Consider the following 14,704-nt stretch of genomic DNA (forward strand, 5'->3'; position numbering starts at 1 on the left):
CCCACGATCTGATCCCCATTAACACGCACTCATCTTTGTTACGCGCGCCGGCACAAGCCCACCCATGCAGGGGGTGCCCCGCGAAAGGCGAACAAACTACAATGCCGGGTGGTGCCTGAACGCCCCCGGCCTGTGGCTGCACGGGCCGTTCAGCGCCCATCCTGCAGGCCATGGGCCGCTGGCAAACCCCTTCCACCCCATGCCCCCCAGTGCCGAACCGGCCATTCCCACAGCAACTATGAGCAGTCTCCCCATCGGCACCGATGACGCCGGCAACCAGGAAGCCGAGCTTCTGGCCCAGTTCGCGCGCAACCTCAAGGTGCCGCTGCTCAACACCATGACGCATGCGCTGCAGGACGTGTCCCCGATCGAGGGCCTGTCGCCAGCCTTTTTGCGCACGAACTCGCTGCTGCCTTTTTCGGTCACGGACGAAGCGGTGCACATCGCCTCCAGCGTGCCCGTGCAGCTGGCCGCGCTCGATGCCCTGAAGCAGTTCTTTTCCGTGCCCACGCGCCTGCACCTGGCGCCGCGCATGTGGATCCACTCCGGCCTGGACCAGGTCTACCGCCCCGAGAACGCCAACCTCGCCGCCTTCGACGACGAGAACGCATCGGGCTCCGAGAACCAGGACGACGACCTCGAAACCCTCAAGGCCCTGGCCGAGGACGCCCCCGTGGTGCGCCTGGTGCAGTCGCTGCTGCTGCGCGCGGTGGAAAGCCGGGCGTCCGACCTGCACCTGGAGGTCAGCCAGCAGAAGTTCCGCGTGCGCTACCGCATCGACGGTGTGCTGTTCGACGCCGAATCGCCCCCGCGGCGCATGTACATGGCGTCCATCTCGCACCTGAAGCTGCGCGCCAAGATGAACATCGCCGAGCGCCGCCTGCCCCAGGACGGCCGCATGAAGATGGAAGTCGGTGGCCGCCAGATCGACATGCGCGTCTCCACCGTGCCCACGGTGTACGGCGAGAGCATGGTCATCCGCCTCCTGGACCAGGGCCCCGGCATGATGGGCATGGACTCGCTCGGCCTGAACGCCGAGGCGCTGGCCATGCTCGAGGCCGCCATCGTGCAGCCGCACGGCATGATCCTCGTGACCGGCCCCACCGGCAGCGGCAAGACCAGCACGCTGTACGCCTCGCTGGGCCAGGTGAATCTGCCGGGCAACAAGATCATCACCGTGGAAGACCCGGTCGAGTACCAGATCGACGGCATCAACCAGATCCAGGTCAAGTCGCAGATCGACCTGACCTTTGCGAGCGCGCTGCGCTCCATCGTGCGGCAGGACCCGGACATCATCATGGTCGGCGAAATCCGCGACCGTGAGACGGCCGAGATCTCCATCCAGTCCGCCCTCACGGGCCACCTGGTGTTCTCGACGCTGCACACCAACGACTCGTTCGGCGCGCCCCACCGGCTCATGGAGATGGGCGTGGAGAGCTACCTGATCGCCTCCTCGGTGGTGCTCATCGTGGCGCAGCGCCTGGTGCGCGTGATCTGCCCGCACTGCCGCGAAAGCACCACGCCCACCTCGGCCGACCTGCTGTTCCTGGCCGAAGAGGGTGTCGAGGCCCACCAGGTGACCGAGCTGTTCCACGGCAAGGGCTGCCACCACTGTGGCCAGTCGGGCTACATCGGCCGCACGGGCATCTACGAGATGCTGCCCATGACCACGGCCATCAAGGAAGCCATCATCCAGAAGATGCCGGCCGAAGGCGTGCGCCGCAAGGCCATCGAGCAGGGTGTGCGCACCATGCGCGCCGACGGCATCAGCAAGGTGCTGGCCGGTATCACCACCCTCGAAGAGCTGGCGCGCGTCACCCGCCAGGAGATGACGTGAGGCCGCGGCCGGGTAGCTCAGGTGCCGCCAGCCAGGGGATTGCAGCCGACGCTGGCAGCAGCCCTGTGCCAGCCGACACCGCCCAGCACCTGCCACTGGCGTCCGAGCAGCAGCCGGTCGCCTCCGGCATCCGCTGGACCGCCTCGCTCGGCGGCGGCAGCAAGCGCGTGGGCATCAAGCACGTGCTGGCCATGACCGAGCAGTTGCTGACCCTGCTGGACGCCGGCCTGCCGCTGGACCGGGCACTGCACATCTGCCAGAGCAGCATCGAGCAGCCCTTCTTTCGCGGCGTGATGCAGGCCGTGGTGGTGGACGTGGAAAAGGGCAATTCGCTGGGCGATGCCTTCATGCGCCACCCCTCGGTGTTCCCGCGCCTGTACGTGAACATGGTGCGCGCCGGCGAGGAAGGCGGCGTGCTGCCCGTGGTGATGCAGCGGCTGGTGGAGTTCTACACGCGCAGCATCGAGTTCCGCTCGTTCCTGGTCACTTCGTCGATCTACCCGGTGCTGCTGTTCTTCTTCGGCGTCAGCGCGCTGCTCGGGCTCACGGTGTTCGTGCTGCCCAAGTTCGGCCAGATCTTCACCGACATGCACCAGGAGCTGCCCACAGCGGCGGCCGTGCTGATCGGCACCGGCGAGTTCTTGAAGGCCTACGGCCTGTACATCCTGGGGGTGATCGCCGTGGCCCTCACCGGCTTCGTGATGGCCCTGCGCGACGACAAATGGCGCGAACGCTGGCAACTGCTGCTGCTGCGCATGCCCATCCTGGGGCCCCTGCTGCTCAAGATCCAGTTGGCCCATGTCTGCCGCACCTGGGGAACTCTATTGGCCAGCGGGGTTCCGATACTCACCGGCATGCGCATCGTGCGCGAGCTGACCGAGCACATCCCCTTGCGCAAGGCGCTGGACCGGCTGGTGCGCGCCGTGCAGGAAGGCAAAGGCGTGTCGGGCCCGGTGCGCGCCGACCCGTTCTTTCCCCGCCTGCTGGGCCAGTTGGCCGCGGTGGGGGAGGAGTCGGGCGCGCTCGATGCCATGCTCGTGAAGGTGGCCGACCAGTATGAGAAGGACATCCAGAAGGCCACCCGCAACCTGGTGGCGCTGTTCGAGCCCATGATGATCCTGCTGATGGGCGGGCTGATCGGCACCATCGTGGTGTCGATGCTGACCGCCATCTTCTCGATCAACGACATGCCCCTGTAAATGAACAAGTGACGTAGTAAGTAAGTAGGTTTTTTCCAATGCACATGCCCTTCAAGCTCCCCTCCCGCAAGCCCGCGCTGCGCCGCGCAGGCGGCTTCACGCTGATCGAACTGCTGATCGTCATGGTCATCCTGGGCCTGCTGGCCTCGCTGGTCGGCCCGCGCCTGTTCGGCCAGCTCGACGCCTCCAAGGTCAAGGCAGCGCGCACCCAGATCGAGATGCTGGGCGCTGCCATGGACACCTACCGCCTGGACATGTCGCGCTACCCGAGCACCGAGCAGGGCATTGCCGCCCTGTCGGACAAGCCCGCCGACGCGGCCGAAGCCGCCCGCTGGCGCGGCCCCTACCTCAAGAAGAAGGTGGACAAGGACCCCTGGGGCAACAGCTACGTCTACCGTGCACCGGGCGAGAAGAGCGACTACGAGCTCTCGTCCCTGGGCGCTGACGGCAAGGAAGGCGGCAGCGGGGACGACGCCGACATCCGCAGCTGGGAATAACGCCTTTGGGGCTCCGTGCGGTTGCGCATGAAAAAGACCGCCGGGTTCACGCTGCTTGAGCTGTTGCTGGTGCTGGTGCTGGTCGGCATCGGCACGGGCCTGGCCATGGTCTCGGTGGACCAGTTGGCCGGCCGCGCCGAGGAGCGCCGCTGGCTCGACCGCACGCAGCAGGAGCTCAAGCGCCTGCGCAACCGGGCCGTGCTCGGGGGGGCGCCGGTGGAAGCCACGGTGTACTTTGACTCGGGGCGCATCGCCACGGCGGCCGGCAATGTGCTGGAGTTGCCCGGCAACTACCGCCTCATTGCCAGCCCCGCGGACCGCCCGCGCACGCCGGCCACGGCCACCCGGCCCGAGGACGAAACCCTGCAGTTGCTCTTCTTCCCCGATGGCACCGTGCAGGAAGCGGCCTTTCTGGTGCGCACCCCCTCGGGCGTGCAGCAGCAGTTCCGCATGGCCCGCGTCAGCGGACGCATTGAAAGAAAAGATGCCGCGCCGACCGAACAGTAAGCCCGTGCCCGCCCGGCCGCGCGCCCTGCCGCAACACGGCTTCACGCTGCTGGAGGTGCTGGTGGCCATGGTGCTGATCGGCTTCGGCCTGGCGATCGCGTTCACCGCGATCTCGGGCACGGCGCGCCTGGACGACAAGATCAACGGCCACACCGCCGCCATGGCCCTGGCCCAGGCCAAGCTCGACGAAGCGCTGGCCAGCCCCACCTTCGCCGTGGCCGACGACGCCGTGGACCAGGGCTATGCCGGCACCGATTTCGGCTACCGCGTCCACCTGCGCCCCTTCGAGGCCCTGACCCGCGCGCAGCAGGAGCGGATTCCGGCCTTCCGGCAAAAGCTCGAAGAGGTGGAGGTCGAGGTCTTCTGGGGCCCCAAGGGCAACCAGCAGGTCTACCGCCTGAACAGTTACCGCCTGGCACCGCCCCCGCCGGGTGAGCGCACTGCGGGCGGCTCGGCAGCGCCCACCTCGTCGACCCCGGCGAATCCACAGAACCCCGTGCGGCCCTCGCCATGATGCGCCGCCACCCCACTTCGCACCCCGGCGCCCAGGGCGGCTTTACGCTGCTGGAGCTGATGGTGGCGCTCGCCATCTCGGCCGTGGTGGCGGTGATCGGCGCCTCGGCCATGTCCACGGCGCTCGATTTCTACGGCCGCAACAGCGACCGCGCCCGCTCGCGCGAGGAAGTGCGTGGTGCCGAACGCATCCTGCGCCACGAATGGACCACCCGCGGCATCTCCGTCAAGGGCAGTGCCACCACGCTGGAGTTCGACACCCTGCACCCGGTGATGGGCACGCCCGGTGCGGCCCCGGCCATTGCGCGCGTGGAATATGCGTGCGAAACCGCCGAAGGCAGCAACAGCCTGGCGCTGGTGCACCGCGTGAAAACGCTGCCCCCCGCCACCCCCACGAACACCGGCAACAGACCGACCCCGACCCTGCTCGACACCCAGGTGCTGGCCTCGGGCCTGCGCATGTGTGCCTTCTCGTACCTGACCCGCCTGCCCAACCGCGAAGGCAAGCCCATCCCTACCTGGCTGGCCAAGTGGGAGCAACTGCGCCAGCCGCCCGACCTGCTGCGCATGGGACTGTCGGGTGTGCGCGACGACATGCCAGCCCTGGTCTACAAGGCCCGCAGCGAGGCTGGCGCACCATGACCACCCGCACCCTGCTGCCCCCCCGGCCCCTGCAGCGCCGTGCCCGCCGGGCCGGTCGCGCTGGCGAGCGCGGCTACATCCTGCTGTTTGCGCTGGGCCTGATGGCCGTGGTGACCACGGTGGTGCTGGGCGTCTCGGTCTCGCTGCGCCTGGATGCGCAGTTGCTCGCCCGCGAAAAGGAGGCATTGCAGGAAGCCTATGTGCTGCAGTCTGCCGCCGCCTACACCGCCCTGCAGCTGGGCATCGCCTCGGCGGTGGCGGGTGCCAACCCACCCCTGCCCGAAGAGGTGCGCCGCAACTGGCCCCTGTGGCGCCTGCCGGAGCCCGGCGCTCCGCCCGCGACCGCCCCTGGCACCGCCCCCTCTGCCCGGGGGGTGGCCGCGGCGGCCGCCGCAGGCACCACGCCCACGGCACGCTACGAAGCCACGCTGGGCCGGCAGCCGTTCACCGCCGAGCTGCAGGACGCCAGCGGCCTGCCCGATGCCAACGACCTGACCGCCCAGGAATGGGAACGGCTGTTCGCCCTGCTGGGCACGGCCCCGCCGCGTGCGCGCGAGCTGGCGCTGCTGACCATGGAGTTCAAGAACCGGGTGATGGACGCGCGCGGAACGGCCGGATTTTCAAGCATGCGAGAATTGCTGGATTGGAACGAGATACCGCGCCCCCTGGTGCGGGGTGGCACCACCCAGGTTCCCGTGGGTTTGCAGGACCTGCTGGTGGTTGGCACCAGGAACCGCAAGGTGCGGCTGGACACCACCCCCATCGTGCTGCTGCGGACCCTGGGCAATCTCACGGACGACCACCTGCAGCGGCTGGCCACCATGCGCCGCTCAGGCACCCCCATCACGGCAGCGCTGGCCCAGCAATGGACCAACGGCACGGGGCTGATCGCGGCCGACATGGCGGGCCCGCCCACGGCCGTCACGGCGCGGTTGCGCCTGGGCGGACCTCGGCCCACCGGCGCAGCGCTGGTGGCAACCCTGGTCCAGCAGGGTGGAAAGTTCAGCGTGGTGGATTCCGTGGCCGATGTGAGCGCCCGCTGACAACCGCCAACCCTGTGACCGACACCCGAAGGCTGCCCCGAAAAGAACATCCCGATCAGATTGAAACCTCAACCGATGCGCAATTTCTCCCCCTCAGCCAGCTGGCGGCACCAGCTGGTGCTCTCCCTCTCACCGCACAGCCTGTGCATCCTGCATTTCTACCGCGGGCTGCTGGGCTGGAAGCGTGCGCATGAGCTCGTGGTGCCCCTGCCCGAGGGGGATGGTTTCTCGTCGCAGTTGCAGCAGCAGCTCGCCGACAATGTGGCGCGCTGGAAAATTCCGGCAGGCACGCGCGCGCACTGGGTGCTGGCCGGCGACATCCTGGGCATTGTTCCGCCCAATACCCAGGGGGCGGGCGCCCCCCCCTCGCTGCCCTTCCCGGCCAGCGACACGCGCACGCAGGTGGACGCCTTCGGCGGTGCCGAGGGCGCCTCGCTGATGTGGATGCACAAGGACTGGGTGACCGAGATCGAGCGCATCAGCAGCGCCTGCCGCCTGGCCCTGGTGGAGCTGTACGCCCGCGCACAGCTGTTCCAGCGCATCGCCGCCAGGCAACCCGCCTCGCTGCGCGCCGTGGTCGAGACCGATGCCTCCGACCAGTACCTGCATGTCTACGCGGCCAACGGCACCATGCTGCGCACCCGTGTGCTCGACGCGGCCGACACCCACGAACACCTGGCGCAGACCCTGCAGATGGAGCTGGCCGCGCTGGGCGCGCCCGCCGATACCGCCCCTGGCCGCCCGGTGCAGCTGACCACGCCCAAGGGCTACGCGGCCGAACCCCAGACCTGGGCCGACTACCAGCACCACGTGCTGCCAGCGGCGTCGCACGGCGACCTGCTCGAGAAGCTCTGGCGCTCGGACCAGGGTGGCATCATCGTGCGCCACACGCACAACGACATGGTGCAGGCGCTCAAGGTGTTCAGCCTCGGGCTGGGTGCCGTGGGCCTGGCGGGGCTGGCGCTCATGGTCTGGCACGATGGCCGGCTGGTGCGCCAGATCGAGGAGGGCCGCGACCGCGTGCGCAAGGACCTGCCCAAGGTGGAAGCCGCCAAGCTGCTCAAGGCCCGCACGCTGCGCATGGCCGACGCGGTGCAGGCGGTCAACACGGCGCGCGAGGCGCCTTCCGCGCTGGGCCCGTTCTCGCAATTGGTTGCGTATTTCCCACCGCCGCCCGCCACCTTGCAGTACTTCAGCTCTGACAATGGCGTCGTCGCACTGGCAGGCCAGGGCAACGAAGGCAGCGTGAAATGGCTGCAGGAGCGGCCGCTGGCCGGCTTCGGCGCCTGGACCGATTTCCCCGTGCCGGAGTACCTGGCCGCCAGCACCCCGCAGATCCACCTGCAGGCGCGCAAGGAAGCACCCAAACCCATTGTTCCAGCACCGGCCAAGCCACCCGCATCGGGGGCATCCCAACCATGATGAAGCGCGATCTCAAGCGGGTGCATGCCGCCCACGGCATCAAGTACTTTGCCTTTCCCGTCGTCGTGCTGCTGCTGATCGCGGCCCTGGTGGACCAGCGCCTCACGGGCTACCTGGAGCACCGCGAGCAGGCCAGCGACCTGCAGACGCTGCTGGAAAGCAACCAGAACACCCTCGACCTCGACAAGAAGGTCCAGGCCAACAGCGAGCAGGTGGGCGGCAGCTACACGCCCATCCAGGAGCAGCTGTTCGTGGCCAACGACATCACCGAGTCCGTCAACGCCATGCAGCAGCAGGTGACCAAGCTGCTGCAGGGGCTGTACTTCGACAACATCGACCTGTCGGAGTTCTCGGACGCGCCCAAGGGCAGCGTCTCGCGCATGTCGCTCACGGCGCGCTTCAACGGCGTGCCCCAGCAGCTGCCGCGCCTGCAGATCGCCCTGGCGCAGTCGCCCAAGCTGCTGGTCATGGACAAGGTCGAGATCAAGGTGGTGGACGACACCCAGCGCGGCGGCCAGCAACTGCACGTCGTGGCGCGCTTCTCGGGCCTGCACATGAAGCCGCTGCCCGAGGCCGCCGCCCCTGCTGCGCCTGCGGCAGCCGCCCGAAAATAAATCGAAACCCAGCCGAACTGCTGAATTTCAGAAGACTGCAATGAACAAATCCATTCCTCCCATGCTGCGCAAATTGACCGCTGTGAGCATTGCGCTCCTGCCCACGCTGACGGCAACGCACCTGGTGATGGCCCAGCAGCCACCGATCAACCCCTTCACGGGCCAGCCCATGCCCGCAGTGCCCAGCGGCGGCGGCACCCCCGTGCCCGGCGGCTTCAGCATGCCCGGCATCACGATCCAGGCACCGCAGGCAGGCGGCGCCGTGGCCGCTCCGGCCGCGTCACCAGCGGCACAGCCCACCCCACCCGGTACTGCAGCAGCGCCCACCATGCCCGCCCCCCTGGCCATGCCTGCACCCGGCGCTGTGGCAGCCACCACGCCCGCTGGCGGCAACCCCGGCGCGGTGCTGTCCAACACGCCCAACCCGGGTGTGACGCTCAAGTTCGACAATGCCGACATCTACGAGGTGATCCAGGTCGTGCTCGGCGAAGTGCTCAAGCTCGACTATGTGATCGACCCCACCGTGCAGGGCCGCGTCACGCTCAAGAGCACCGGCGCCATCAGCATGGCCGACATCTACAGCACGCTGGAGACGGCGCTCGCGGCGAGCAACATCTCCATCGTGCGCCAGGGCAAGCTCTACAAGGTGCTGCGCGACACCAACGCGGTGCGCGACGCCGGCCTGGGCCCGGGCGTGGGAGCGGCCTCGTCGGTGATGCAGATCATCCCGGTGCAGTTCGTGCAGGCCAACCAGCTGGCCAATACGCTGCGCGGCTTTGTCGGCTCGCAGGCGGCCATCACCAACGACCCCTCCAACCGCTACCTGATCGTGGTGGACAAGGCGGCCAACGTCGAGAAGATCGTCGAGATGGTCAAGACCCTGGACTCGGACTACGTGAGCCAGGTGCAGATCAAGCTGTTCCCGCTGGCGCACAGCGAGGCGGCCGACGTGGCCAAGGAGCTCGACGCGATCTTCAAGACCTCGGGCATCTTCAACAAGCCCGGCACCGACGCCACCAAGACCTACTTTCTGCCCGTGGCACGCATGAACGCGGTGATGGTGGCTGCGGCGAATCCGGCACTGCTGCAGACGGCGGAGCAGTGGATCAAGACGCTCGATGCCGAGCCGCGCAATGGGCTGGGTTCGTTCGTGCACGTATACCCGGTGGCCAATGGCAATGCGGCGAATCTGGCGGGCCTGGTGACGCAGATCTTTGGCGGGTCGGCGCCGACGCAGAACAATGCGAATTCGGGGGCGTCGGGGCTGCCGTCGGCAACGGGCACGGCGTTTGGTTCTGCGACGGGTGCCACGGGTACCAACACCGGAAGCCCCGGGGCTGCAACGGGCACCAACAATCAGAACAACAGTTCTGCTGCACGCACCATCGAACGGGGCAACACGCCTTCGCAAGGCACGACCGGAACAGCGCCAGGCTTGGGCGGCTCGGTCCAAGTGATTGCAGACTCCGAGAGCAATACGCTGATCGTAAGAGCATCTCCTCAGGACTACCAGCAAGTGCGCAAGGTACTTGAGCGCCTGGACACTGCGCCGCGGCAAGTCATGGTGCAGGTAATGGTTGCAGAAGTAGGACTCACCGACACACTGCAGTATGGTGTGGAGTGGTGGCTCAAATCCGCGCTCAGCACGGGTGGGAAAAGTTGGCCGGGTTTCCTCGGATTGGAAGGTCCGATCGCGCCGTCCACCTCCATCACCTCTGCGGGTACAGCAGGCCTGACGCCTGCGGTCACCGGAACTGGGAGCGGCCTCAACTACGCTGTATTCGGAAGCGCTGGACAGGTCATTGGCCTGTTGAACCTGCTTGGCAAGGACACCAGTGTGAATGTGCTTTCCGCACCGCACGTTCTGGCCAGCGATGGCAAAGTTGCCCGGATCGAGGTAGGGGCTGAAGTGCCCATCATCACGCAAACGGTGTCCACGCCGAGCAACAGCCTGCTCGGCAGCAATCAGTTCTCTACATCCAATTCGGTGCAGTACCGACCCACCGGGATTTTGCTGGAGGTCAAACCCAGCATCACGTCTACTGGTCGCCTTTCCTTGAGCATCTCGCAGGAGGTCAGTAGCGTTGGTGAACCGCTCACTGCAGGCGGAACGAGCTATCCCAGCTTCCTGAAACGCAAAGTCACCACGGACGCAACCATCGAAGATGGCAAGACCATCATGCTGGCAGGCCTGATCGAAGAACGCGGTACCGGTGACGTCAACGGCATTCCTGTGCTCAAAGATATCCCGGTGGTAGGCGGTCTTTTTGGCAACACGAAAAAATCCAAAACCAAGACCGAGCTGCTGATCACGATCACTCCCTACATCGTCAGCAACCGCGAAGAGGCCGATCGCCTCGCAGGCACCTTCCAGGAAAGCCTGCAAAAGCTGCGTGTCATGCTTCAGGACAAAGATACGACTGTGCCACCGAACCTGGGCCGCGACGCACCCGTCCGCAGCCAGCAAAAGCCTGCCGCTTTGAAAGCCCCGCAGATCCAGAACAGCGAAGCCTTCGTCAACTGATCTCGCCGGCCCGACAACCAAACAGCCCACCTCGGTGGGCTGTTTTGCTTTGTGGCGGACTCAGGTCAGCAGGGCCACAGCCCCCGAAAAGCTCAGAAACGCCAGCGCCGTCGACACCAGAATGATGCGCGCCACGCGCCCGTTGTTGGCGCCGAAGCGTTCGGCCAGCAGTGAGACATTGCTGGCGCTGGGCAAGGCCGCCACCAGCACCAGCACGGTGAGCGCGAACGGCGTGAGCGGCACACCGGCGGCCATGGCTGCCGTGCCTGCCGCCCAGACCAGCACCGGGTGCACCAGCAGCTTGGCCAATGCCACTGGCACGTACTCGCGCGTGGGTACCTGCTCGTGCTGGTTCATCTGCGAGCGCGCCAGCACCGCACCGATGGTGAACAGCGCCACGGGCGATGCCGCATCGGCCAGCATGGCCACGGTGCGGTCCACCGGGCCGGGGAGTTGGAAGCTCAACGCCGAGGCCAGCGCACCGAGCGCGATGGACCAGGGCATGGGGTTCGTGGCCATGCCCTTGAAGGCATTGCGCAGCGCCACGCCCACGCCGTGCGTGCCCGCGCCGTCCATGCGCGACAGGGCGATGCACAGCGAGCTGGTGACCAGCATGTCCACCGCGATGGTGACGATGGCAGGGCCTGCGGCCTGGGCGCCCAGCAGCGCCACGAGCAGCGGCACGCCCATGAAGCCTGTGTTGGGAAAGGCGGCCACCAGCGCGCCGAAGGCCGCGTCGTTCCAGCCGATGCGCCCGCGGCGCGTGAGCGCCACCGTGGCCGCCACCATGGTCAGCGCGCACAGCACGTAGACACCGGCCACGGCCGGGTCCAGCAGCTGCGCGATGGGCGTGCTGGCGCCGAAGCGGTACAGCATGCAGGGCAGCGCGAAGTACAGCACGAAGGCGTTGAGCCCCGGAATGGCAGGCTGCGGCAGCACGCCACGCCGGGCGGCCAGGTAACCGCACAGCACGAGGGCGAAGAAGGGGAAGGTGACGAGCAGGACGGAGAGCACGGGGATATTGTCGGGTGGCCTGCGCCGTGCAGGGCCGCACCGTCAGCGCAGAGTCAGGCGGGTGGCATCGCCAGCTGCGAAGCCGCCGGCCTGTTGCTTATTGCTTATTGCTTGCGCTGGATGATCAGGTTGCGCTTGGCATCTTCGGGGTAGGCAAAGGTGATGGCGCCGTTCTTCACCGCGCCGATCACCAGCATGTTGCGCGTGATGGCGTCCTTGTCGGACGTGCTGAACGGTTTGTCGTAGGTCGCGACCACGCCGTAGTAGGTCTTCATCTTGCCCTCCAGCGACTCCTTGAGCGCCGGGCCGTTGAGGTTGCCGTCGCGGATGCCGAGGAAGGAGTACATCAGCAAATAGGTGGCGTCGTAGGCATTGGCCGCTGCCATGGGCACGGCCAGCTTGCGCTGGAACTTGCGCGTGTAGCTCGACAGGAAGGAGGCACGGCGCTCGTTGCTGGGCTCGGCGATGAAGGTCTGCACCATGAGTGCGCCTTCGGCCGCATCGCGCGCGCCGTCGAGGAAGTACGGGAACGACAGCGTCCACGGCCCGACCTGCGGCACCTTCCAGCCCAGGGTCTTCTTGCCATTGGCGATGACGGCGTTCTCCTGCCCCACGGTGTAGCTGAAGACCACGTTGGCACCGGCACTGCGCGCGGCCGCCAGCTCGGCGGTGAGGTCCTTCACCCCGAGGTCGAAGCGCGCCACGTGCACGGGCTTCAGGTTCTTGGCGGCCAGGGCCGCCACCACGTCGTTGTAGCCGCCTTCGCCATAGCCGGTCTTGTCGGCGAAGATGGCCACCTTGTCCCAGCCGCGCTTGACGATGTCTTCCACCATGAAGGGGGCCTGCAGCGCGTCTCGCCCCTGCACACGGAAGATGTAGCTCTCGGCCGGCGGGTACTTGGCCGTGACGGCCGTGCCCGAGGAGCAGGGGACGATGAGCGGCGACCTGGCCTCCTGGAACAGGTCGATGGCCTTCATGGCCACGCCGGTGTTGCAAAAGCCGATGGTGGCGACGACTTTCTCGGCCAGCAGGTCCTGCGAGACCTTGCGCCCCTGGTCGGGGTTGGCGGCGTCGTCCTTGACCACCAGTTCCAGCGGCCGGCCCAGGTAGCCGCCACCGGCATTGATCTCATCCACCGCCATGCGGATGCCGTTGAGCATGGGCACGCCGAAGTCGGCCGAGGCACCGGTGAACGGCCCCACCACGCCGATGCGTACGGGCGCGGTGCTGCCTATCTGCGCGCGGGCGGGCAGCGCGGCCAGGGCCATTGCCGCCAGCGTGCCCAAAAGAAAAAGCGCCCCACCCCGGGCTGCGCGTTGCGGCGCGGCGGCGGTGGAGCGCGGTGGCGCGAGGCTCTTGGTTGGCATGGCACGGCCTTTCAGGCTTGTCTCGTTGGTCCGTGCAGTATCAAATTGCAAACAGACCTGGGACAGCGGGGTTTCCCGCAGGAAAGCGCGTGCCGGTGCGCCCCGTCAGAATTCGATCAGCTTCTCGACGTCCTGCACCTTGCGGCGGGCCAGGGCCAGGTTGGCGCGGGCCTTGTCCAGCACCACATAGATGAAGATGCCTTCCTTGGATGCCATTGGGCGGATGATGTGGTACTGCTTGCCCAGGGTGATCAGGATGTCGTCGATGGTGTCCTGCAGGCCCAGCGCCTGCATGGTCTTGTTCTTGGCGCGCACGACTTCGGTGTTGCCGGCGGCGGCCAGTTCCATGTCCACCCCCGTGCCGATGCTGCCCAGCAGCATGCCGCTGCTGCTGTCGACGATGGCGGCGCACAGTGCGCCTTCCACGGCCTGCAGTTGGTTCAGGGATTCATTGAGAGTCGCCATTTTTTGGGGTTCCTTGGGGTTCATTCGCACTGGCTGGAAGGGTGAGTGGGCGCAGGCTGCCAATGAAACGCCCGCGCCCGGAAATCGGTCGCAAGAGCGTTCGTCAGGCGCGGGACATCTCTTGCATCACTTCGCCCGCAGCCCACAGGGCGCGGCCGAGCAAGGCATCGCTGCCCAGCACCAGGCACAGGATGCACGGCACGGGCGCATCGATGGACTGGAAGACCACGGTGCTGCCCTCGGCCTCGAAGGTCAGGCGCTTGCACTGCGGGCTCTGGATCTCGCGGCCCACGGCGCGGGCCATGGCCATGAGCGAGCTGGCCATGGCCGACAGCCGGCTGGCCTGCAGCTCGCTGCGGTTGCGCAGGCAGGCGATCTCGAAACCGTCGGGAGTGGCCAGCAAGGCCAGCTGCAGGCCGCTGATGGGGGCCGCATGGGTTTCGAGGGCCCGCAGGGCCGTCTCGGCCAGGGCATCGGAAATCAGGGGGGCACTGCTTTTCATGGGGATTCACTGCGAAGGGACAACATCGACACCAGCACGCTCAGGGCCTGCAGCACATCGGCACGCTTTCGCACATCGACCTGGAGCACGGGCACCACGCCATGGCCGGCAGCCTGCAGGCCATCGGCGAAGGCCTGGGTGGCCGCGGTAGACGCCGGGCGGGCGCTCAGCACCAGGGCCAGGGGCGGGGTTTCGGCCGCTGCGGCCTCGGCCAGCAAAGCACCGGCTGCGTGTACGGCATCGGCCGCGTTCACGTCGACCATCACGAACACGCCCACCGAGGCGGACACCACCCATTGCCGCAGGAAGTCGAAGCGGTCCTGCCCCGGGCAGCCGCAGACCTGCACGAACTCGCCATCACCCAGGTCGATCTGACCGAACTCGGCGCCCACGGTGGTGAATTCCTTGGCGTGGGACTGGCGGTCCAGGTTGGGCACGTCGGATGCCACCATGTCGTCGCCGCACAGCGCGCGGATGGCCGTGGTCTTGCCCACGCCCATGGGCCCCATGAAGGCGATGCGCGGCATGGGGGAAGTGCTGGAATAGGTCATTGCAGGG

The 14,704-nt window shown here is 67.2% G+C and carries 15 protein-coding genes; 10 read left to right on the forward strand and 5 right to left on the reverse strand.

Annotated elements, in window-relative coordinates; all coding sequences use genetic code 11:
* Nucleotides 1-238: 238 nt before the first annotated feature.
* From AC07PA_RS16150 to gspD, 10 genes are all read left to right on the forward strand, one after another.
* Nucleotides 239-1,837: a GspE/PulE family protein gene (locus AC07PA_RS16150; protein WP_052024349.1), complete on the forward strand. Its 1,599-nt coding sequence runs from the start codon at nucleotides 239-241 to the stop codon at nucleotides 1,835-1,837.
* A 65-nt stretch (nucleotides 1,838-1,902) separates the two neighbouring features.
* On the forward strand, nucleotides 1,903-3,036 hold the full coding sequence (locus AC07PA_RS16155) for a type II secretion system F family protein (RefSeq protein WP_494606928.1): 1,134 nt from the start codon (nucleotides 1,903-1,905) through the stop codon (nucleotides 3,034-3,036).
* Between the two features lie 44 nt (nucleotides 3,037-3,080).
* On the forward strand, nucleotides 3,081-3,533 hold the full coding sequence (gene gspG, locus AC07PA_RS16160) for a type II secretion system major pseudopilin GspG (protein WP_494606926.1): 453 nt from the start codon (nucleotides 3,081-3,083) through the stop codon (nucleotides 3,531-3,533).
* 27 nt (nucleotides 3,534-3,560) lie between these two features.
* Nucleotides 3,561-4,040, forward strand: coding sequence for a prepilin-type N-terminal cleavage/methylation domain-containing protein (locus tag AC07PA_RS16165; protein ID WP_494606924.1), 480 nt, complete (start codon nucleotides 3,561-3,563; stop codon nucleotides 4,038-4,040).
* A gap of 4 nt (nucleotides 4,041-4,044) precedes the next feature.
* Nucleotides 4,045-4,554, forward strand: a complete 510-nt coding sequence (locus AC07PA_RS16170) for a type IV pilus modification PilV family protein (RefSeq protein ID WP_494606922.1) — start codon at nucleotides 4,045-4,047, stop codon at nucleotides 4,552-4,554.
* Nucleotides 4,551-5,195 (forward strand): PulJ/GspJ family protein, encoded by a 645-nt coding sequence (locus tag AC07PA_RS16175; RefSeq protein WP_007852035.1) that lies wholly within the window; start codon nucleotides 4,551-4,553, stop codon nucleotides 5,193-5,195. Before AC07PA_RS16170 ends, AC07PA_RS16175 begins: the two co-directional genes overlap by 4 nt.
* Nucleotides 5,192-6,238 carry a hypothetical protein gene (locus tag AC07PA_RS16180; protein ID WP_494606920.1) on the forward strand — a complete coding sequence of 349 codons (1,047 nt, stop codon included), beginning with the start codon at nucleotides 5,192-5,194 and terminating at the stop codon, nucleotides 6,236-6,238. Before AC07PA_RS16175 ends, AC07PA_RS16180 begins: the two co-directional genes overlap by 4 nt.
* Before the next feature lie 75 nt (nucleotides 6,239-6,313).
* Complete coding sequence (locus AC07PA_RS16185) at nucleotides 6,314-7,660, forward strand: hypothetical protein (RefSeq protein ID WP_494606918.1); 1,347 nt, start codon at nucleotides 6,314-6,316, stop codon at nucleotides 7,658-7,660.
* Complete coding sequence (locus tag AC07PA_RS16190) at nucleotides 7,657-8,274, forward strand: hypothetical protein (RefSeq protein ID WP_007849733.1); 618 nt, start codon at nucleotides 7,657-7,659, stop codon at nucleotides 8,272-8,274. Before AC07PA_RS16185 ends, AC07PA_RS16190 begins: the two co-directional genes overlap by 4 nt.
* Before the next feature lie 40 nt (nucleotides 8,275-8,314).
* Nucleotides 8,315-10,798, forward strand: a complete 2,484-nt coding sequence (gene gspD, locus AC07PA_RS16195) for a type II secretion system secretin GspD (RefSeq protein ID WP_494606915.1) — start codon at nucleotides 8,315-8,317, stop codon at nucleotides 10,796-10,798.
* A 60-nt stretch (nucleotides 10,799-10,858) separates the two neighbouring features.
* Here gspD and AC07PA_RS16200 read toward each other — a convergent pair whose 3' ends face one another.
* From AC07PA_RS16200 to AC07PA_RS16220, 5 genes are all read right to left on the reverse strand, one after another.
* On the reverse strand, nucleotides 10,859-11,812 hold the full coding sequence (locus AC07PA_RS16200) for an AEC family transporter (protein ID WP_494606914.1): 954 nt from the start codon (nucleotides 11,810-11,812) through the stop codon (nucleotides 10,859-10,861).
* A 104-nt stretch (nucleotides 11,813-11,916) separates the two neighbouring features.
* Nucleotides 11,917-13,080: an ABC transporter substrate-binding protein gene (locus tag AC07PA_RS16205; protein WP_145697218.1), complete on the reverse strand. Its 1,164-nt coding sequence runs from the start codon at nucleotides 13,078-13,080 to the stop codon at nucleotides 11,917-11,919.
* A 204-nt stretch (nucleotides 13,081-13,284) separates the two neighbouring features.
* Nucleotides 13,285-13,644, reverse strand: a complete 360-nt coding sequence (locus AC07PA_RS16210) for a hypothetical protein (RefSeq protein WP_145697131.1) — start codon at nucleotides 13,642-13,644, stop codon at nucleotides 13,285-13,287.
* 103 nt (nucleotides 13,645-13,747) lie between these two features.
* On the reverse strand, nucleotides 13,748-14,146 hold the full coding sequence (locus AC07PA_RS16215; protein WP_145697130.1) for a roadblock/LC7 domain-containing protein: 399 nt from the start codon (nucleotides 14,144-14,146) through the stop codon (nucleotides 13,748-13,750).
* Complete coding sequence (locus AC07PA_RS16220) at nucleotides 14,143-14,697, reverse strand: GTP-binding protein (protein ID WP_494606911.1); 555 nt, start codon at nucleotides 14,695-14,697, stop codon at nucleotides 14,143-14,145. Before AC07PA_RS16220 ends, AC07PA_RS16215 begins: the two co-directional genes overlap by 4 nt.
* Between the last annotated feature and the right edge of the window lie 7 nt (nucleotides 14,698-14,704).

It is taken from the genome of Acidovorax sp. GW821-FHT09B03 (assembly GCF_059418305.1).